Source organism: Leptospira ellinghausenii (genome assembly GCF_003114815.1).
In the GTDB taxonomy this organism is placed as follows: Bacteria; Spirochaetota; Leptospiria; order Leptospirales; family Leptospiraceae; genus Leptospira_A; species Leptospira_A ellinghausenii.
In genome coordinates this window covers 100,227-121,515 of sequence record NZ_BFAZ01000006.1, presented here as the reverse complement: position 1 = coordinate 121,515, position 21,289 = coordinate 100,227, and the positions used below count along the sequence as shown (strand labels likewise).

Genomic DNA, 21,289 nt, shown 5'->3' with positions numbered 1-21,289 from the left:
CCCCTGATTCCTCATGATATTATCTCTAATGGTGTATATGCCAATAAGAATTTTTTATCCAAATGGGAGCCAAATCTCACTTCTACCTTTCGGTTGTCCCCAGAACCAGACAAACTTAAAATACGTCCTTCTCCGTATACTTTATGTCTAACTTTCATTCCGATTTGGAAATCACTGTCTCCTGTTTTCGCAAGAACTGATTCAAATTTTTCTTCTGATTTTTGAAACCTTTCAGCACGCGGAGTAACATCCGGCCTTCTAACACCGTATCGATTTTCTGTAAATTCCCCTTCCAAATATTCTTTTGGAATCTCTTCCAAAAATTGGGAGGGTAACCGAGCATCCACTTCTCCAAATTTTCGAGTAAAACGACTAAAACTAATCTCTAAATGTTCGCGTGCTCGAGTGATCGCAACGTATGCAAGTCTTCTTTCTTCTTCGATTCCCTCAGGCGAATCAATGGAAAGAAAATGAGGAAAAGTGCCCTCTTCCATACCTGTCATAAATACATGCGGGAATTCCAAGCCTTTTGCGTTGTGAACTGTCATAAGGATTACATAATCAGGAAGATCTTTTGAATTTTCTTCACTTGTGATAAGCGAAATATTACTTAAATATTCTTCTAATGTTGCTTCAGAGTTTGTTTCTTCAAATTCTTTAAGTGCATTTACAAATTCATTTAAATTGGAAAGTCTCGAAAACGAGTCCTCAGTCCCTTCATTTTCTAAAAATTCCCGATAACCAGAATGTTCCAAAACATCGTAAGCAATTTCTGAAGGAGTTTTTTTTCTTAAATCTTCCATTGCTGATTCAAACATCCGATACAACGAATGTAATTTTTGTGAAGTTCCTTTTTTGATTTCAGGAATTGGTTGGCCTAAACACTCAAATAAAGATAATCCTTCTTTTACGGAATGGGTCAGAAGTCGATTGACAGTCGTATCACCAATTCCTCTGGGAGGAGAGTTGATGATACGGAGTAAGGAAGTTGAATCCACTGGATTCACTACTACGGACAAATAGGCAATTAAATCTTTAACTTCTTTTCTGTCAAAAAAACGAAAACCACCGAAAATTTTATATGGGATAGCTTTTTTCCGAAGTGCTTCTTCAAAGTATCTGGATTGTGAATTGGTTCTGTAAAAAATAGCGAAGTTGGAATATTTTTTTCCCCTTCGGTATCCAGACAGAATTTTTTGAACAATTCCTTCCGATTCTTCCATCTCGTTTTGGTATGCAGTGAGTTTAATCTTGTCACCTAACGGATTTTCAGTGCGTAAGGTTTTATTGGTTCTTTGTTTGTTATTCGCGATTAAGGCAGCTGCGGATTCGATGATGGTTTTTGTGGACCGGTAGTTTTCTTCTAATTTAACAACAACTGCATCAGGATAGTCTTTTTTGAAATTTAGAATATTCGAGATATCGGCACCACGCCAAGAATAAATGGACTGATCATCATCTCCCACCACACATAAGTTCTTATGAAAGGAAGAAAGTGACTGAACCAAATGGTATTGTATTTTATTCGTATCTTGGTATTCGTCTACCATGATGTATTTCCACAATCTCTGGTATTTCTCTAAAATGACCGGAAAATCACGAAATAGAATTACTGTCTTTAGAATTAAATCGCCAAAGTCCAAAGCATTACGTAATGATTTCCTTTTTTCATATTCCAAAAATACGGAAGCAATCGATTTGGTATAAGCATCATCTGCCTTTTTTTTAGCAAATTCTTCCGCTGTTAAGAAAGAATCTTTGGCTTGAGAAAATTGATTCGCGAGACTTGATGGACGAAATTCTTTTGTGTCCATTTCCTTTGACTTTAAAATTTCTTTGATAAGGGACTCTTGCATATCACTGTCATACACAGTGAAATTACTCCCAAGGCCCAAAACCTTACCTTCTCTCCTCAATAAATACAAACAAAGGGAATGAAAGGTGCGGACAAAGGGTTCATAGTTTCCATCCGGCAATAAACTCCTGCACCTGGAGCGCATTTCCTCTGCTGCTTTATTTGTGAATGTTACTGCTAAGATTTGGTTTGGATAAATTTTATGATTGAGGATTAAATTTGCGATTCGGTATGTAATAACTCTTGTTTTGCCAGAACCTGCCCCTGCCAAGATCAAAAGTGGTCCATCGACCGTTTCAACGGCTAGTTTTTGCTCTGCATTAAGCCCGACTAACTCCACTTAGAATCGCATGTCCCCAATTCCGAATACAAACTGGAAACTATTATTATCGGGATATAATCCAAAAGGTCTATCTTCAACACCTGTATACCGAATCTTCTGAGCAAAATACAACCTAAGTGGAAGTACTGGAATTTGGATCCTTAGACCAAAACCCCAAGAAAAACGAAAGTTTGACATAGATAGATTTTTACTCGAAAGAACCAAATTACCAGGATCGTTTACAACAAGTGGTGAATCGTAGATTTTTTTACCAAAAGAATTATAGTTTTCAAATAAATATGTTTCAACTGGTTCTGTTGATCTTTGCGTAGCAACCAAACTATCATAGTTCTTAAAAAACTCTTTTCGTTCACCAACAGCACGATTGATCTGCTCATACATCGAACCTGCATCAAAAAAGATAACAAACCATAATAAACTTGGTTCAATGGGAAACCTTAATTCAGAAGTAAACAAAACCCTACTTGCGGCACCATCTTTCCACTCATCTGGATAATATTTATCGTCAAAAAACCATCCTCGTAAAGATTCGTATCCTCCCAGAAACAATCTATCTTGCACTTGGATATAGGGAATCCTTTCCTTGTCTTGGTTTCGATACTTAGGTGTTCTTTCAAAAGTAAATACGGAAGAAGTCCTAAATTGTTGGACAACCCTCCATCTTCTAAGCGCATTTTTTCGAATTAAACCAAAAAAAGTATAATCGAACCATGTATGATAATATTCTAATATTGGACTAAACTGATCAAAATGACTTTCTCCACCCAAAAACTGACCGACATTATCCACGGAGAATATTAAATTGAAACCTTGTGTTGAATTAAAAATGTTATCACGACTATCATAAGCAATACCATTCGTTAACTGCGAACGAAATTGCCATCCGCGATCTACTTCAGCAAGGACTTGGTCAGATACAAGAGATGTAGGTCGAGTAGAGGCAAAAAACGATGGGGAATAACGATGGAAATGTGTCCAGTTAATGAGAAATCTGTGTCCAATACCAGCACTGACTCCTACCCCTGATCTTTCATAGGAAGCAACTTCTTTAATCCCTTGGTTGTTATTTTCGGTAATGGAGGTGGCTCCCACAAACAGAGTTCGTGAGGAATAAAAGGCAGAAAGAGTAAGGGACCAAGGTTTGTCCATAAACCATGGTTCAGTCCAAGAGATTTGTAAGTATCTCCGAATAGGACCAAATTCTACCCTTCCAGTGATTTGTTGCCCAGATCCGTTTAAGTTATTTTCCCCTAACTGTGTAAAGATGGAAAAGCCTGTGATGGTTCCGTATCCACCTCCCATCGAGACAGTTCCCGTTGGTTGCTCTACAAGTTCGATGATCAGGTTCATTTTCGTTTCATCTGAACCTGGTCTCATATTAAAATTTACTTCCTTGAAATAACCTAAGTTAAAGATCCTTTCCCTGGAACGGTTTACAAGCGATGAGTTAAATAAATCACCGGGTTTAAACAATAATTCGCGTCGAATCACTCGGTCTTGGGTTTTTTTATTTCCCTTAATGATGATATTTTCGATGAATGCTAAATTATTTTCACGGATCGTAAAATCTACGTGAATGAATTTTTTACCACGTAACTTAGGATTTTCTTCATATATTTTTCTGAGTCTAGCAACATTCAAACGATTGTATTCTTCATTACAATCAGCGATTGCATCTGGATTTCCTCTTTTATCACAATTCTCATAACGTGACAATGATCCATCACTAAGTTCTACGACTTTTCTTCGTGGGATTACCTGAGCAAATAAATATCCTTTTGCCGAATATGCTTCGTTAATTGAGGATCTATCCTTTTGAAATTTTGTTTCATCGAATACCTCTCCCACATCGGCAGGAGCAAATTCAAACTGATCTTCTAAAAACTTGACCGGGTAAACAGGAGACCACTCTTCCTTCGGAGTTCCAATCGGATTGTTTTCTTTATTTAAAAACTGTGGCATCCCATTGGGAGCAATGGTTAAGTCGTGATTCGTTGTATAACCGTTATAAAAGTATTGTTCACCTTCGATGATCTTAAAATTAACAATGACAACACGTTTATCTTTTTTCTTGGGATTTTCCCAACGGATTTCCCAGTTTGTACCTTCATTACTAATTTCTGCGTCTACATATCCCTTCGATTTTAAATAGGCAGCAATTTTTTGTTTGTCTGATTCAAAAGCAGATTCTTTGAATACACCAGATTCAATGATACCACTTTCCTTTAAATCCATTATGCCTTGGATATCGTATGTATCGATTTCATTATTTCCAAAGATATTAATTTTACTGACAGGTATTTCTTCACCCTCATCAATAATAAACTTCACCTTAACCGTGTTTGTTTCCGGATTCACTGGTTCCGTTTCAAAACGTACATAGGCTAGAAAAAAACCTTCATCTCGGTATTTTTTCAAAATCACTTCCTTTGAAAGTGTCACTTTCTTCGGAGTAATGACCTCGTTTTCCTTCAATGGAATTTTATCTCTGAGGTCGGAAGGGAAAACTTCATCAGCACCTATAAAATCAATATCTTTTACCCTAGGTCGTTCTTTTACTAGAACTAAGATTTTAACTCCATCACCATCTGCTTCCCCTTGGATGTCGATGTGGTAAAAAAAACCAGAAACAAACAATGCACGCATGTCCGCATTGAGTAAACCCTGAGAAAGTTGGATCCCAGGTCTCATATCCATTAATTCTAAAATATCATCCGAAGATGTATTGATGTTTCCTTTAAATTCTATTTTTGTAATGACTTTATCGATAAATATAGAGCGGTTAGACCATAGGGATACCCACTCTGCTGATGTTATCAAAAGCAAAGAAAATACAAATAGACTAAGGTATTTTAAATTTTTACGAAGTTTCAAAAATTACTTAGTAGTGCCTTTTACCATTGCTAGGTTAAAGCGACTAACACCTGCAGCATTCACTGCATCAATCACTTTAACAACAACTTGGTAGGAAGCACCACCATCTCCGCGAATGATCACTTTGTTTTTCTTTGGATCTCTCTCTTTTTCAGGTCCCAAAAACCCATTGATTTTTTCCGTCAGACTTTCTAAAGGAACTGGTTCGGAATTTTGATCCAAATAAATTTTACCCTGTTTATCAACAGTGATGACTAGTTCATCTTTTTGTTTTTCTTTTGCAACACTGGATGACCTTGGCAATTCCACTTTTAAAGCTGTATTTTTTTCCAACGTTGCATTCATCAGAAAGTATATTACGATAAAAGAAATTACATCGATTAGCGGTGCAAGTTCGATATTATTAAATGACTTTGTCGTTTTACGAAATTTCATTTTTTGTTATCGTTTGTTCAAATGAGGAAGAACTAAATCTGTTACGTTTTCCATTTCCGTAATTTTTTCTTCCTTCATTCTAGAAAAAACATTATAAAAAATATAAGCAGGAATGGCAATTCCAAGACCCATCGCAGTCGTGATGAGGGCTTCCGAGATTCCCACTTCTGCACCTTGTGTTCCTGCACCTTCTGCAAAGGACCTTACGATACCAATCACAGTTCCTAGAACTCCTAACAAAGGTGCAATGGTTGCAATGGTCCCAAGTCCAGTGAGATAACGTTCCATCAAATAAATTTGGCGGAATCCCTCTTGTTTGATATCCTCTTCCCAAAACGATACACCGCGGCGTTTTAAATCAAAGGCCATTCGGAGTAAGATTGCAGCGGGAGATTGTACATCTTGTGTTAGGACATCTTTAGCATCATCCCACTTACCTTCTCTGGCAAGTTCTCTTACCCGACGAAAGTGATCTTGTGGGATACTTTTTAATCTCCAATAATACACAAGTCGTTCCACGATGATGGTAAAACCAACGATGGATACAAAAATGATCAAGATGGGAATGGTTTGTGGAGGAACCGATGAAATGATTGAATCTGATTTAGCGAAAGGAAAAGACATGAATGAGACCCCATTGAAGGATTACGAATAGAGTTTTCAGTCTTCCCTTTTTCGCCAAATACTATTTTTAAAGGACTAACCAGCTTTTTTCATCAAAAGGTCAGTTGCTGCTTTGAGGACAGCCGAGGTCACCTGTTTTCCCCCAATCATCCGAGCAAGTTCCCGTTTCCTCTCTTCAAAATCCAAAACCGAAGCTTCCGAGACAGTTCGACCACCTTCTTGCCGTTTTTCGATCTTAATTTGGTGGTCTCCCGCCGCTGCCACCTGTTGGGTGTGCGTGATGAGCAGGATTTGTGAATTTCGTGCTAGTTTTTTAAGCTTTGTGGCCATTGCCTCTGCTGCTTCGCCTCCAAGTCCTGTATCCACTTCGTCCAAAACCAACATTTGTGGAGAAGGTGCTTGTTTGCCAAGGACACTGCGCAGTGCAAGCATCACCCGAGAAAGTTCACCACCAGAGGCTACTTTTCGGAGTGGTCGAGGTTTTTCTCCTGGGTTGGCACTGAAATAGAATTCGATTTGGTCAAGTCCTGTTTCTGAAAGAAAATAGGACTTAGATCCTTCCTCTACCTCACCCTCTGGATTTTCCTCCCATCGAAGGACCACTTGGAGTTTTCCTCCTTCCAGACCTAAATCAACCATTTCCCTTTGTACTTCCTCTTCGAATTGTGATATGGCATTCCTTCTTAACTTAGAAAGTTGGAAACCTAATTCTTTGAGTTCCGCCAAACATTGGTCTTTTTTGATTCGTAAAAAATCTTCATCACCTGCTTGTTCTTTCCAACGTTCTAGTTCTGATTTTTTTTCCTCCAAAAGTTGGTTGATTTCTCCAATGCTTCCATTGTACTTTTTCTTCAATTTTTTAAGGTCTTGGAGCCGTGCTTGTACCATATCCAACCTTTCGGGACTGAAAAATAATTCTTCCTCTTCTTCACGTATGACAGACTTCAGTGACTTAAGTCTGTCATACACCTCTTCCCATTCCTCTAACATGTCTCTTTTTTCAGGGATGAGAATGGTTACTTTTTGAATGGCATGGATGAGACTTGGGAATACTTTGAGAATCGAATTTTCCTTTTCCGAAAGTTCTTCCAACACCAAACGATAGTTTTCTGCTAATTTTTCGCCGTTAGCGAGTAAACTTTCTTCGGAACTTAGGCTTTCTTCTTCTCCGTCTTTCGGAGCAATTGTCTCAATTTCTTCCACTTCATATTCTAAAATTTCCTTTCGTTTTAACATTGTTTTCCGTGTTTCTTCAAAATCAGAAAGTTTTTGTTTCCAATGGCGATATTGTTGTAAAGCAGATTTGAACTTAAATTTCAGGGACTCCAAATTTCCAAATCGGTCGAGAAATTCCAATTGGTTGGATTTTTCTAAAAGAAAAAGTTGTTCGTTTTGGCAATGGATCTCTGCCATCGTTTTGCCGAGTTCTCGTAAATGAGTGGTGGAAGCAAGACTCTCACCGATTTTTACTCTTGCCTTTCCATCTTTCATTAGTTCCTTAGTGATGACAATTTCATCACCAGTATAACGAAACCCCTGTTCCATTAAATAATCTTTCGTTTGGTTTTGACCGGTGAGGGATAAAACGGCTTGTAAGGAATAACGATCCTTCCCTTGCCGAATATTGGCCGTGGAACACCTACCACCAAATAGCGAAGCCAATGCATCGAAAATTAAAGATTTTCCAGCACCAGATTCTCCAGTGAAGACAGACAAACCCTCCGAAAGGGAAAGTTCAAGAGATTCAAAAAGGGCAAAATCCTTAATTTTCAAATGTGTGATCATATAGACTCCTGTTTGCTATACAAACAGTTACTACTTAACATATAAGTAGTCAACGAAATTTTTTGAAAAACTTAAAAATTCTCAATTTCTCTTCCCTTCCTTTTTGAAACACTGGTGGAAAAGGCACCCTATGAAAGATCTTGAAGGCAAAATCCACCTCGTTTCAAGTTTACCCCTATTCCGCAGTCTTTCGAAAAAAGAAAAAACTTGGGTGGCTGAGTCAGTTCACATTGTGGAAAGGGAACGTGACGAAATCCTTTTCACAGCTGGTGATAGTGATCGAAGTTTATTTTTAATTCTTTCTGGTGGTATCAAATTGTTTCTCCCCAAAAAAGGAGAAGGCAAACGGGAAGAAGAAGTTCAATACTTAAAAAAAGGGGAATATTTTGGAATCCAAGCTCTATTAACGGGAGAAAAACACTACCATACGGCTGTTACCCTCACGGAATCCAGATTTTTGGTTTTATCCCAATCAGAATTCCAAAAATTAATTCAAAAAATCCCCTACCTATCCATCACCTTTTCCAAAATGCTGACAAAATCCTTACGCGGAGAACTGTTAGGTGGAAAAGAATACTTTCGCAATTCGGTGGTGTGCCTTGTCCATTCCGATCCAATCGCAAAAGACAGGTTTTCCGATGAACTGGTAACGAGCATTGAAAGGGAATCAGGTAAAAAAGCAGTCATCTTACATTTTGGCCAAAATGGAAATCCGTCTGCTCCTCATGCGAAATCTTACAAATTCAAAGATGCAGACCGCATCAAAGAAACCTTAGGCAAACATTATGCGAGCCATTCCTTTATTTTTTTAGAAGTATTTCCTGACACAGAAACTGAACTCAAACAACTGTTACTAGATGAAGCTGACCATATTGAAAACTTTGTTTCCAAAGATGTAGAATCAAATCTTTGTGATTCGATCACGAAAGATGCAAAAGAAAATCAAATCCTCTACCACGAAACAAATATCAGGGATATCCTAGACCACGGCAAATGGGATATTTTTATTCGTAGGAAAGCAAGAGAACTTTCAGGGGTAGAGATGGGAGTTGCTCTTGGTGGAGGAGCTGCTCTCGGCCTTGCACAAGTTGGGATCATGAAGGTGATGGAAGAAGAAGGTATCATTCCAGACATGATCGCAGGAACAAGTATTGGCGCTATCATCGGTGCATTTTGGGCCAGTGGCCTAGGTTACAAAGGAATCCTTCCCTTACTCGGAGAAATTGATAGCCTGTTTAAAATGTTCAAACTAGTAGACTTATCCTTTCCAGGCCAAGGTTTACTCCATGGAAAACATGTTCGAACACTTCTCGAAAAATACTTAGGTGATTTGTACTTTGATGATTTACCGATCAAGTTAAGGCTCATTAGTTGTGATATCTCAACAAGACAAGAAATTGTATTATCGGAAGGAAAGGTATTGGATGCTGTCATGGCAAGTATCTCCATCCCAGGAGTATTTGTACCCCAACCCCAAGAAAATGGAAAAACCTATGTAGACGGGGGAATTGTGAACCCACTTCCCGTTTCTGCACTGACCCAAGAAGGGATCCAAAAAATCATCGCAATTAACTCCATGCCGAGTTCCAAAGATGAAATGAAAACAAACAAACTCCTCAACTTAAATGTACTCGATATCATTGTGAACAGTTTGTATTCGTTGCAATATCGTATTGGTAAATATAGCGCTCAGGAAGCAGATGTGTATTTAAATCCGATCCTCCCCAATTCAAATTGGTTTGAATTTTGGAGGAGTAAGGAGTTTATTGAACTCGGTGAAACAGTGACGAAAAGTTCACTCGAAGAAATCAAACAACTGTTTAGCGAAAAAAACTAATCCCTATCAGGGGATAAAATCACAATATTAAATGGGTTTCTTTCATTTTTTTCTGATTCCGAAAGTGTTTCAGAAAAACGAAGGGCACCTGTAATCACAGTACCAGTGGTAAGACCAGCAAAAATCCCTTCTTTTTCATATAAGTCAGCTTGCAGGTGTAAGGCTTCGTCTTTTGTCACATGGAAATAATGATCAATGAGTTTTGGATCATAAACTGCAGGAAGACGGATCCTTTCACGTTCTTTTGGATTGTCTGTTTTTCCATATTCCATAAAAGGTGAGTTTTGTTTTCCAGCGATGATGACCTTAACCCTTCTGTCTTGTGACTTCAAGTAACGACCTATTCCCGTAATCGCACCACCAGAACCAGGTGCAGAGATCACAGCACCTACCTTCCCTTGTAAATCACGCCAAATTTCTGGACCTGTTGTTTTAAAATGAAAATTGGGATTGGCTGGGTTTTCCAACTCATCAGGCAAATAACCACCCATTTTTTTTGACTTTCCTTCCGCGAGTTCCGTTAACTTCAAAGGATCGGATTCATTTGTCACAGTCACTTCTGCACCGTAACTCCTGAGGAGTTGGACACGTTCGGGAGAGGTCGTGAGTGGAACAAGGCAATAAACAGGGTAACCTTTCACCTTTCCAATCCATGTGAAACTAACGGAGGAAGAACCAGCACCGGAAAGGATAATGGGCATTCCTTTCTTTAATTTTCCACGTTTCTCGGCATCTAAGACCATCGCAATGGCAGTTCGATCCTTAGCAGAACCAGTAGGGTTTAAAAACTCGGCCTTTAAATAAAACTGTACTCCCGAATACTCGGAACCAATGCGATTCAATCTGATAAGTGGAGTGTTGCCAATCAACTGTAAGACATTGTCTTTAATCGGTTTGGCAACGGAAAGTTCCTTTCCAAAGATACCTTGTACATTGTTAAGCGCTTGCAACAAACTGTTGCCAAAGTCATCAATCCCTTTGGAAATTGGATCTATCATTTATTTAACTTTAATTAACTCAACATCAAACACAAGTGTAGAGTTGGCAGGGATTGGACCCACAGCTCTGTCACCGTATCCAAACTTTGGTGGAATGGTTAGTTTACGTTTTCCACCTTCCTTCATACCGACAATACCCCGTTCCCAACCTTGGATCACTTGGCCTTGTCCCAACTGAAAACTAAATGGTTCCCCTCTGTCGACAGAAGAATCAAATACCTTTCCATTGGTAAGTTTTCCCGTATAGTGAACCACCACTGTCGTTCCACGGATCGCTTCTTTCCCTAATCCTTGTTTGGTGTCCTGGATAAGAAGTTCGTCTGCAGAAAGTCCTGTCACGAATAGTAATAAACTGAGAGTTAAAAATAACTGTTTCATGTGGCTAATTATACACTCTTCCTGTACAACCAGGGAACATCTTTTTGGTTCTTTTCTTCAAATTTTTGAATAAAATCTGCTTTTTGGAGGGTAAGACCAATGTCGTCCAAACCATTGAGTAGGCAATGTTTTCGGAAGGCATCTACTTCGAAGGGGTATTTTTTCCCTTCTTCTGTGATCACAACTTGGTTTTCTAAATCGATTTCCAAATTGGCACCAGGTTTTTTGTCGATTGTTTGGAAAATTTCTTCGATTTGCGCTTCTGGTAAAACAATCGGTAACATTCCATTCTTAAAGCAGTTATTGTAAAAGATATCCGCGTAAGAAGGCGAAAGGATAGCACGAAACCCGTAGTCTTCTAATGCCCAAGGTGCGTGTTCACGAGAAGATCCACATCCAAAATTGTCTCGAGTGACGAGGATGTTTGCCCCTTGGTATCTAGGTGCATTGAGGACAAAATCAGGATTTGGCTTTTGGCCTGCATCGTCCAGAAATCTCCAATCATGAAACAAATGTTGTCCAAACCCAGACCTTTCGATTTTGCGAAGGAATTGTTTGGGGATGATTTGGTCTGTGTCTACGTTTGCTTTGTCAAGTAAGGCTGCGATGCCTTTTAATTTCGTAAATGCTTTCATCTTATTTCCACTCCCGAATGTCTACAAAATGACCTTCTACAGCAACTGCTGCTGCCATTGCGGGTCCCACTAAATGTGTCCTTCCGCCTTTTCCTTGTCTTCCTTCAAAGTTCCTGTTGGAAGTGGAAGCACAACGATCTCCTGGTGACAATACATCATCATTCATAGCAAGACACATCGAACATCCTGGGTTACGCCATTGGAAACCAGCTTCGAGGAAAATTTGATCGAGCCCTTCACTTTCTGCTTGGCGTTTCACTCGGCCAGAACCTGGAACGATGATCGCTTCCACGTCTTTACTCACTTTTTTACCTTTGACTGTGTTTGCGACAACACGAAGGTCTTCAATCCTTGAATTGGTACAAGATCCAATAAATACTTTATTTACTTTCACATCGGAAAGTTTTTGGCCCGGTTTTAAATCCATATACGCAAGCGCTGATTCTGCGGATTTACGTTGGACTGGGTCAGTAAAATCATTAGGACTTGGTACTGTTGCTGTGACTGGAATCACTTGGCCAGGAGATGTTCCCCAGGACACCATCGGTGCAATTTCATTTGCATTCAGGATAACTGTTTTATCAAACTTAGCACCAGGGTCAGTCGCATACGCTTTCCACTTAGCAACTGCAATCTCAAACTGTTCTCCTTTCGGAGCAAAGTCTCTTCCTTTGATGTAGTTAATTGTTGTTTCATCTGGTGAGATGAGACCTGCTCTTGCACCAGCTTCAATTGCCATATTACAAATGGTCATACGGCCTTCCATACTGAGAGAACGAATGGCCTCTCCAGTAAATTCGATCACATACCCTGTTGCACCGTCTGTTCCAATTTTTCCAATGATCGCAAGTACGATATCTTTTGCGGATACAAGTGGAGAAAGTTTTCCATCCACTCTGATTTCTAATGTTTTCGGTTTTTTTTGGACAAGGGTTTGTGTTGCTAACACATGTTCCACTTCTGAAGTACCTATCCCAAAAGCGAGGGCACCAAAAGCTCCATGTGTCGCAGTGTGAGAATCCCCACAAACAATTGTCATACCAGGATGGGTAAGACCAAGTTCAGGTGCTACCACGTGAACGATTCCATTATCAGGATGGTTGATATCAAATAAAGTAATGCCGTTTTCTTTACAATTATCCATAAGCGTTTGCATTTGCAAAACGGAAATGGGATCCACTGATTTCCAATCTCTAGTCCTTGTGGATACGTTGTGGTCCATCGTTGCAAATGTTGCATCGGGACGTCTCACCTTTCGGTTGGTTAATTTTAAACTTTCGAAAGCCTGTGGGCTTGTTACCTCGTGGACAAGGTGTCTATCAATATAGATTAGGCAGGTCCCATCTTCCTCGTGAACCAAATGGTCATTCCAAATCTTCTCAAACATGGTTTTCATAACTAGACTCCCCCACTTCCAGTCATAACTCGGACATGGGGGTCTGTGTCCAGGGAATTTGAAAAAATAGATTGATTCTTAAGGTGTTTGGACAGTAGAGCCGTCTACATATGTTCCAGAAATACTGGAACAATGGGCGGCTGCGGTGCCTGCCCCACCAGTGAGAGGTGCTGTGTATACACTGATGATGTACCCCACACTGGATTGGGTCACCTTACAGGATCCTACCACACCAGTCTCAGTACACTTAGCTGTTTGTTTTGTCCCCGAGAGGCAACTTGTCAAATACCCATAATAATTTTGGCAAACTCCACCACCTATGGCACAGGCAAATTTGTAAGTTTTGGTGGAACCACCATTCAATAAATCAGTGAGGTCTGAATCGGAAACAGTTTGTACCGCAGTCCCATCCGTTAACACGGACAAAGGATTGGCAGTGCCACTTTCGGATTGGTATACATACAGGAGGTAACTCCCAGATTTTGTGAAACTAATGATCGTTTGGGTTGAGTCAGTTTTGGTGTATTCGGTACCTTCTTTGGCAAGAGGTGCAACATTTAATTCCAACGGGCAGCTCGAGGAAGAATACACTGCCACTTTTGTGACCCGGGACAAAACTACCCTTGTCCCAATTTGAGCACCTTTGATTTGCATCACGGCATAATAGGTATCCCCAGCGAGTAAAAACGAAACTGACTGGGAACTTGTTGTGATCCCTGTATAACCCGCTTTTAATTGAGATCCAAGTCCTGCCACCGTACATCCACTGGCTCCCGATTCTTTAGCAAGGAAAAGAGAAGTTGCAGAATCATTTTTTTTTGTTTCACCCGAACAAAATAAAAATACAAAAAGGGAAATCAAACAAGCGGTGAAATTGATTAATTTTCCCAAGTTTTGTACTGCCGTCATTTTAGTATCTCCCTCGAAACGTAAGGATGGATTTACCCAATTGTATTTCATCCAAATTATGCAAAACTTTTGGGCGTAATAATTTTTTGCCGTTTAAGTATACACCCGAGTGGGAAAGACAATCAAACAATATATATTTACCTCGTCGGTTTTTTATCTTTGCATGGATACCAGAAACATTTGGATCATGTAAGACAATATGATTGGATTCAAAATTGCCAATTGTCATCTCATCCCATTGTAAAGGGATTGGTTCATAGATTTGGCTCCCTTCCCTGACTTGGATGACAGCATAAGTGTAGGATACTCCTGGCAAAATTTCCTTTTCTTTGGTCACAAGAGCAATTTCTCTATCCTTTGCAGCTTTCTCTAAGGTTTCTCCATACATACGATCATAAACGGCAAGTTCTTCTTTTCGTTCCAGATTCTCACCTTCAGGAACCAGGATCGCAGTTTTCTCAATTCCATTCCTTCTTTCATTCTGAATCGGTTCAAATCCTCTTAAATAATAAAGGGAAGCAATACATAGTAAAATAAGAAAGAGACTGACTGGGAAAAAAACAAAAGGATCCGAAATTTTGAGATATAAAGTTTTGAAGGAAGAAATTTGATATTGGTATTCAAACCGAACACCATTTGTAACAGAGGTTAAGGTCCCAAATACTTCATTTTCTTTCCACAATGATAAATTCCATGGAGAAAGATAAGAAATCACCCAATCAGGACTCATCATGGCTTTAAGATCAGAAAATAAATATTCAAAACTTTCCGACTTTGAAATTGGATAAAAATTTCCCTTTGTATAACTCACAAGTTTATTGGCTTCCAATGAATTAGGTGAAAGCACAATCAAATGTAAGTTCTTGCCATTGATACGCCGAGCAAACTCTGGAATTTCAAATCGATCAGGCCATTCATTTGCAAAACTCACTAGCAATAAGATATGATCCTCTTTGGTTTCATTCGTTGGAATCGAATCAACAAATCGTTCCCAATTGCGAATCGGAAACTGTAGGTTATTTTCCTTTGGGAAGGGAAACGAAACATCCAAAACTTGGGAACGAATCCTTTCAAACACATGTAATGTTTGGTCCGACTGGATATGGAGTTTAGAGTGGCCTCCACTTTGTTCCGAAAATCTGACTAGTTGTTGCACAAGTTGGAGTAACCACCTTCTGTCTTCCGCATTTGTATAACTAGGAATCGAAATATTCAGATAAATTGGATTTTTAGTTTCAAGTTGAGATAAGTGGATGTCTTCAGTGAGTCGTACCGTATTCCCCAATTGTTCTTGGAGGGTATAACCACTGGTATTTAAATTTCCGTTCACGTGCAAACGGAGTTTTACTTCTGGATAGGACCTTAGGTCAATGGAACGTAATGAAACTTGGCCTTCAGGAAATAAGGATAAAGGCAAAACAATGAAAAAAAGGAAAACAACCCTACCGAAATAAAACAGATGCTTCCTTAAGTTGTTTCCCATATTCCGAATTTGGCTCCAATTGGTGGTTGTAAATGGGAAGTGTTTCAATCACTTCCCCTTCTTTCATTATCGTAACTTCGGATGCTAGACTTTCGATGATCCTAAGTTCATGAGTAATAAAAACAACTGTCATCCCTGATTTTGCAAAGTTTTGGACAGTTTCCAATACAATTTTTTCAGAAAACGCATCAAGTCCCGTTGTTGGCTCATCTAAAACAAGAATTTTTGGATATCGAAGGAATGCTAACGTGAGTAAGATCCTCTGCTTTTCACCACCGGAAAGGTTTTTGGCAACCCGTTTCCAATGCCCACGTGGGATGGATAATTGATCAAAATAGGAAAGAACCATTTCTTCTGTGACATTGGTTAACTTAGAAAGTTTCAAAAAATCCAAAACTTGGCTCCCAATGGTTCGATAAGGATGGAAGGCTAAATTGGGATTCTGAGGGACGAGGAAAACATTTTTTTTCTCAGGAAATTCATTTGAGAAAACGTCACAACCTAACACAGAAAATTGATCATAACTGATTTTGCAGTCGTCTGGCAAATTGGAAAATAAAGCAAGAGCAAGAGTCGATTTTCCGGATCCAGATTCGCCGATGATACCATGAATGGTTCCGGCTTTGATTTCCATTCCAATGGATTTCCAAATGGAGTGGCCTTCTTTTGTGATTAATGAGGCATTTTGAATTTGGATGACAGCAATTTTAGTCGAGTCCAAACAATTCCTTCTCTATGATACTACAAAGTATATGCCCAATTAGAATGTGGGATTCTTGAATCCTTGCAGTGACCTTTGAAGGAACAATTATTTCCACATCTGCTTTTCCTTTCAATTTTCCACCGTCTCCACCAAGCAGTAATACAACTTTCATTCCAATTTTTTTGGCTTCTTCAACCGCCAAAATGATGTTTTGCGAATTTCCAGAAGTTGTTAACCCAATAAATACATCTTTCGGTTTCCCAAACGCTTGGATTTGTCTTTGGAATAAAAATTCGTATCCATAATCATTGGAACAAGCTGTTAACACTGCTTGGTCACTGTTCAGAGCAATGGCAGGAATTGCTTTCCTTTCATTCCCTGATTTGTAACGTACAACCAATTCTGCTGCAATATGAGATGCATCACAACTAGATCCACCGTTACCACAAAAAAACAAGGTTCCATCATTTCGTAATGCGTCCACTAACAGTTTTCCTGCAGCGGATATATTTGGTAATAAAGAAGGAAGGAGTTGTTCTTTGACTCGTATGGATTCCTCAATTTGAGATTGGATGATTGTACTATGCTCCATGTTCTATTTCCTTTTCTCTTCTTTCTTGTATCAGATTGATTTTATTACCAAATTCTTTTAATGCGTAACCAAAACCATAAAGATTTTTTGTTTTGGAATGTGGGTTGTTTTGTTTACTAACACCTAAATTCAAATAAAACAATTCATCCCGTACTAGGCGTTTTTGCCTTTCCGTTGCAATTTTAACAAAAAAATCTTTACACTCCTCTCCAATGGCTAACATAACAAGTGCCATAGAGTTTGGAGACATTTGTAATAACAATTGTTCCTGCCAAAATCTTTCCCAACTTAGAACAACCCGCCAATCATCTTTGGGAGCATCGGTCTCTAAAAAGAGATCTGCTTTGGGTATGGCAAATTGATTCAGAAAGTCATCCAATTTCCCAATCTCTTTGGTTAGATTTTGGTTCAAATCACCCTCATCAACAAATAACACACCTGCCCATTTCCCATCTTTATTTTTATACAAATGGTTATCGGTAACTAAGATGATGGAATAATCCTCACCTTCGATTCGAAATAGTTTATCATTTGTTTTTGTTAAGCGAAACTTCTTTGTTTCGGTAACAAGGCCTGAGTTAACCTGTTTTGTGGGGAGTTTCTTTTTCCAAGATTCGCTTGCTGTAACCCATTCCATAAGAAACGATTTTGGCTCTTTTTTCCGTTTTTCAGAATCCTGTCCTTTGGAATTTTGATCTGATTGGAATAAGGAAAGGATTTTTTTCCAAAATCCCGTTTTCTTTTCTGAACTATTTTTTGCCATAGTCTTTTCTTACATTGGAAGGTCGTTCCAACTTCAATTTGTCAAGCTCATATAATTTCGCATATTTTAGGAAGGTCGAAAATGAGGAAGCAAGGGCGATCCAAAGTCCAGGGATTCCATCTAAAAAACCAAATTTAAATACATAAATTTCAAAGAATTTTCCAAAGGGTTTAAAAATTGTTTTTAGAAGAGAGAATGATTCTCCTTTCGCATAACGAGTATAAGCAACAATACTTGAAAATTGATTGATCGTATTAATTTGGTGGCTAAAGTCGGTGAAACTATAATGTAAGATATCACCTTTCATTACCTTTCCCCGAGATCCCATTTTTAATTCTAAATAGTCGTGAGGGTTTTCACCGACCCAACTTGCACTTTCTTTCTGGAACAATCGGTACCGGCGTTGGGGATACCAACCACTGTAACGGATCCACTTCCCTAAATGGAAAGTAAGCCTTGCAATTTTAAATCCTTCACAATGGATTTCCTCTGCTTCGAGGAAGGTGATGATTGATTTTTGGAGTTCTTCGTTTGCTCTTTCATCTGCATCTAATGATAAGATCCAATCATTTTTACAATACGAAATCGCTTTGTTTTTTTGTTCCACATGACCCGGAAAAGGAGCTTCGAAAAATCGAACGGTGGGGAATGATGTTGCGATTTCTTTTGTTTTGTCTGTGCTTAATGAATCAAGTACAATGATTTCATCTGCAAACGTCATTACGGATCGAATACAATCACCAATGTTTTTTTCTTCGTTGAAGGTGATGATTGCCACCGACAATTTTCTTTTTCTCTTGCCATCCATAGGAGTTAAAACCTATTCTTAGAACCAAATATGATTGGGAAAGAAACATTTCATACGGTATCCTATGTTTTTCTCTGGCTTTTTTTGGCTTTCTCCCCATTTTCCATTAGCCTAAGCCAAATCTTTGCTGGCCTATCCTTATTATTTTTATTCTTACACCAAATCAAAAACAAAGAACAACCCAAATTCCCAAATGCACTTCTTTTTTGGATCGGACTCTACATTAGTTTTTTAATTTATCCTCTCATCGAATACCAACAGATCCATTGGAAAAAAGACATCGTAAAATCGGAATTTGGTGATCTCTGGATGGGTTTTTTACTCCTCCACCAAACATCTCTTACAAACTTACAGAAAAAAAATTTACAAAAAGCAGTTCTTTTGGGAGCAATTTTCCTAGTCCTTTCAGGGCTAGTTTCTTTGTTTTTCCACTATAGACTTGCTCCCTATGTTATGGATGGTTTTCGTTATATCGAAGGAAAACGACTTCCCCATTTACTCGCAATTCTAAACGGAATTTCGATTTATTTGCCAATCGGTTTCCAAAGTACCCATTTAACATATGGTGGGCTACTTGCTTTATACCTACCTTCTTTGTGGGAAAAAACATTTGTACTCTTCCAAAAGAAAAAAATCCGAATCCATTTTTGGAAAGTTTCCTTGGTATTTTTTAGTTTCTCCTTGTTAGGTTTTTTTCTTCTTTTTTTAAACCAAAGCCGATCGATTTGGATTGGTTTTTTGGTTAGTTTCATCCTTCTCTACCAGAATAGAAAACCTTCTATAAAAAAAATCCTACCTTGGCTCGTATTAGGTATATTCTTTATTTTGGCAATCCTTATCATATTTTATCATTCCAATTGGATTTTCCAACGGGCCATTGACGACATATTCACCAAACGTTCGCTAGAGAACCAAAGAATTTGGATCCATAAGATCAATTTCATTTTGGTTAGAGAAAATTTTCTTTTTGGAATTGGTGCTGGGAACTACGGAGAACGGTTTATTGATTCTGCAATTCCCATCATTGATCAATTTCCAGAACTCTATTACGATTTATTCATAACTCCTAAATCACATGCTCATTTTGATTTTTTCCATGACATCCTACTCGGAGGATGTTTTGCCTTTTTTTTCTTCTTATGCTTTTTGTGGGCTATTTGTAAACAAATTGAATCTACTCAAAATCAATTTCTATTTTCGATCGGAATTTTTGTAGTATTCATTGCGGGAAGTTTTCAGTGTTATTTGTTAGATGATGAAGTATTATTACCTTTTATGGGTTTATTGTCGATTCTCCCACAATTGAGAAAAAATAGATTTGATTTCCAATCCAAAAAAAAGGATCAATTTGGGATAAGTTCTATAACTGTTTTTCCAATTCGAAAGTACATTCCCATTTCCTTCGGAATGATTTTACTTTGGCTCTTTTCCTCACTGACTGTCACCTATTTGTGGAGCCGAACCGATGAGGTAGATTTGGTCATTCACCGAACAAGGACCAAAGATAACTTTCCAAGTCCGTTATCTCAATTGTCTATTGGAGTCGCAAAACCCGTTCCACTTCCACCGAACACCAAGGATTGGTATTTCAAACTTTCAGGATGTTTGGACAAAGAAGTGAATTTAAGAACCAAACCCATCTCTAGAAAAAAGCCAATCCAATTGAAAATTCTATGGGACAAGGAATTTGAAAAACACTTACCTAGTTCCATTATCGTTGAAATTCGAAAACGAGAGAGTTTTGACCAAGACAAGGAATATAAAGTTCATGGAGAACGTGTTCTCAAAACGATCTTACTTCCGATCACAGGAAAAGATCATCTGGTCTCCGTAGATCCAAGAGAGATGCTTCAGGAGGCACCAGAGTTTGTTGATTTTGGATTTTGGTTTGCGTGGGAAGGAAAGGAACCTTACTTACCGAGGATTGCGATTTCAGGGAATTGTGAGTGAATCAAAATCTTCACAAGGTTTCCATTTCTAGTTAGCGGGAATCGTTTCCGCCTTCCTGGTATTTCGACCGAAAACTAGTCTCTCGATCTTCACCAAAACCAAAAGGCATCCTTGCCTCCTGAAAAATGTTTCACCTGCTCTTGGGAACACTTTGCTTTTTAGGGGGTAGAATCATATGATTCTTACCTGGAGCGGGAATCGAACCCGCACGGGATTACTCCCACAGGATTTTAAGTCCTGTGTGTCTACCAATTCCACCATCCAGGCGTTTGTTGTAAGACTAGGCGTCGGCCGGATTCGAACCGGCGGTCAAGCTTTTGCAGAGCCATGCCTTACCACTTGGCCACGACGCCAATCGTGACTTTGGATAGGCTAAAATAGGAGACCTAGGTGTCAAATGGAAACTGAATTCACTTTTCATCGGATTGTAACATTTCTTCCAAAAATCAAATTGCTCCCCCTATTTTTGTGAGGTGGACTGCAAATATGAAGCTCCAAAGATTTGTTTTTGTAACCATTTTATCATTTTTCCTTCACCCACTTCTAGCAGACACAGTGAAAGTAAAAGCGACCAAAGAAGTATTAGAGAATGTAAAAACTTCTTCTCCAACCGCAAATTATGTTTTAGTGGAATCTCAAGATGGCACCAAACAAGCGTTCAAGAAAAATGCTGTAGAAGTCACAACACTTCCTGTTGCTTGGGAACAACCGAAGGAAGAAGAAAAACCTGGATTTTTTTCAGGATTATTTGCCTCAAAAGGAAATTCAGAGGGACAAAAATCAGCTGAACCGAATGCGGAAGGGAATCAAGAACCATCCAAAGAAGGGAAAGAAAACGAGAGTATTCTCTCCAAACGACTTCCTGAACTCGCAATGGGTGGGATGGCTCTGCTTTGGATCCTACTCCCTTAAACGAAGCAG

At 38.8% G+C, this 21,289-nt stretch carries 18 protein-coding genes and 2 tRNA genes; 3 read left to right on the top strand and 17 right to left on the bottom strand.

All coding sequences use genetic code 11. From position 1 onward, the window contains the following. Positions 1-11 precede the first annotated feature (11 nt). The 5 genes from DI076_RS05885 to recN all read right to left on the bottom strand — a co-directional run bounded on the left by DI076_RS05885 (position 12) and on the right by recN (position 7,916). Positions 12-2,195: an ATP-dependent helicase gene (locus DI076_RS05885; protein WP_108959044.1), complete on the bottom strand. Its 2,184-nt coding sequence runs from the start codon at positions 2,193-2,195 to the stop codon at positions 12-14. After that, entirely contained in the window at positions 2,196-5,072 is a 2,877-nt protein-coding gene (locus DI076_RS05880; RefSeq protein ID WP_108959043.1) for a BamA/OMP85 family outer membrane protein, read from the bottom strand. It lies immediately after the preceding gene. 3 nt (positions 5,073-5,075) lie between these two features. Further along, positions 5,076-5,507 (bottom strand): ExbD/TolR family protein, encoded by a 432-nt coding sequence (locus tag DI076_RS05875; RefSeq protein ID WP_108959042.1) that lies wholly within the window; start codon positions 5,505-5,507, stop codon positions 5,076-5,078. A 6-nt stretch (positions 5,508-5,513) separates the two neighbouring features. Beyond that, positions 5,514-6,131: a MotA/TolQ/ExbB proton channel family protein gene (locus DI076_RS05870; protein WP_100717075.1), complete on the bottom strand. Its 618-nt coding sequence runs from the start codon at positions 6,129-6,131 to the stop codon at positions 5,514-5,516. A 75-nt stretch (positions 6,132-6,206) separates the two neighbouring features. Next, the gene (gene recN / locus DI076_RS05865) at positions 6,207-7,916 is read right to left on the bottom strand and encodes a DNA repair protein RecN (protein WP_108959041.1); all 1,710 of its coding nucleotides are present in this window, start codon (positions 7,914-7,916) and stop codon (positions 6,207-6,209) included. Between the two features lie 130 nt (positions 7,917-8,046). On the opposite strand from recN, the gene DI076_RS05860 reads away from it, so the two are divergent. Next, complete coding sequence (locus DI076_RS05860; RefSeq protein ID WP_108959040.1) at positions 8,047-9,753, top strand: patatin-like phospholipase family protein; 1,707 nt, start codon at positions 8,047-8,049, stop codon at positions 9,751-9,753. Here the strand turns inward: DI076_RS05860 and DI076_RS05855 are convergent. The 10 genes from DI076_RS05855 to DI076_RS05810 form a co-directional block, all read right to left on the bottom strand. Further along, positions 9,750-10,751 carry a PLP-dependent cysteine synthase family protein gene (locus DI076_RS05855; protein ID WP_108959039.1) on the bottom strand — a complete coding sequence of 334 codons (1,002 nt, stop codon included), beginning with the start codon at positions 10,749-10,751 and terminating at the stop codon, positions 9,750-9,752. The genes DI076_RS05860 and DI076_RS05855 overlap by 4 nt on opposite strands. Continuing rightward, positions 10,752-11,129, bottom strand: a complete 378-nt coding sequence (locus tag DI076_RS05850) for an FKBP-type peptidyl-prolyl cis-trans isomerase (RefSeq protein WP_108959038.1) — start codon at positions 11,127-11,129, stop codon at positions 10,752-10,754. A gap of 8 nt (positions 11,130-11,137) precedes the next feature. Beyond that, complete coding sequence (gene leuD / locus DI076_RS05845) at positions 11,138-11,764, bottom strand: 3-isopropylmalate dehydratase small subunit (RefSeq protein ID WP_108959037.1); 627 nt, start codon at positions 11,762-11,764, stop codon at positions 11,138-11,140. Between the two features lies 1 nt (position 11,765). After that, positions 11,766-13,160 carry a 3-isopropylmalate dehydratase large subunit gene (leuC, locus tag DI076_RS05840; protein ID WP_108959036.1) on the bottom strand — a complete coding sequence of 465 codons (1,395 nt, stop codon included), beginning with the start codon at positions 13,158-13,160 and terminating at the stop codon, positions 11,766-11,768. Between the two features lie 78 nt (positions 13,161-13,238). Continuing rightward, entirely contained in the window at positions 13,239-14,069 is an 831-nt protein-coding gene (locus tag DI076_RS05835) for a hypothetical protein (protein WP_108959035.1), read from the bottom strand. 1 nt (position 14,070) lies between these two features. Continuing rightward, positions 14,071-15,552, bottom strand: a complete 1,482-nt coding sequence (locus DI076_RS05830; RefSeq protein ID WP_108959034.1) for an FHA domain-containing protein — start codon at positions 15,550-15,552, stop codon at positions 14,071-14,073. Further along, positions 15,512-16,273, bottom strand: a complete 762-nt coding sequence (locus DI076_RS05825; protein WP_108959033.1) for an ATP-binding cassette domain-containing protein — start codon at positions 16,271-16,273, stop codon at positions 15,512-15,514. The genes DI076_RS05830 and DI076_RS05825 overlap by 41 nt, the downstream gene beginning before the upstream one ends. Then, positions 16,260-16,847 (bottom strand): D-sedoheptulose 7-phosphate isomerase, encoded by a 588-nt coding sequence (locus tag DI076_RS05820; protein WP_108959032.1) that lies wholly within the window; start codon positions 16,845-16,847, stop codon positions 16,260-16,262. Before DI076_RS05820 ends, DI076_RS05825 begins: the two co-directional genes overlap by 14 nt. Then, entirely contained in the window at positions 16,837-17,610 is a 774-nt protein-coding gene (locus DI076_RS05815; protein ID WP_108959031.1) for an LBBP_01157 family protein, read from the bottom strand. Before DI076_RS05815 ends, DI076_RS05820 begins: the two co-directional genes overlap by 11 nt. Further along, a complete protein-coding gene (locus DI076_RS05810) occupies positions 17,597-18,418 on the bottom strand; it encodes a glycosyltransferase family 2 protein (protein WP_108959030.1) in 822 nt (273 codons plus the stop codon). Before DI076_RS05810 ends, DI076_RS05815 begins: the two co-directional genes overlap by 14 nt. Before the next feature lie 30 nt (positions 18,419-18,448). Between DI076_RS05810 and DI076_RS05805 the strand changes: the two genes are divergently transcribed. Then, complete coding sequence (locus DI076_RS05805) at positions 18,449-20,368, top strand: O-antigen ligase family protein (protein ID WP_108959029.1); 1,920 nt, start codon at positions 18,449-18,451, stop codon at positions 20,366-20,368. Between the two features lie 183 nt (positions 20,369-20,551). On the opposite strand, the gene DI076_RS05800 is transcribed toward DI076_RS05805, so the two are convergent. Together DI076_RS05800 and DI076_RS05795 are read right to left on the bottom strand one after the other, a co-directional pair. After that, positions 20,552-20,635 (bottom strand) — tRNA-Leu (locus DI076_RS05800). Positions 20,636-20,650: 15 nt separating this feature from the next. Beyond that, positions 20,651-20,721, bottom strand: a tRNA-Cys gene (locus DI076_RS05795). Positions 20,722-20,854: 133 nt separating this feature from the next. On the opposite strand from DI076_RS05795, the gene DI076_RS05790 reads away from it, so the two are divergent. Continuing rightward, on the top strand, positions 20,855-21,280 hold the full coding sequence (locus DI076_RS05790; RefSeq protein WP_108959028.1) for an LIMLP_04285 family protein: 426 nt from the start codon (positions 20,855-20,857) through the stop codon (positions 21,278-21,280). The last annotated feature ends 9 nt before the right edge of the window (positions 21,281-21,289 follow it).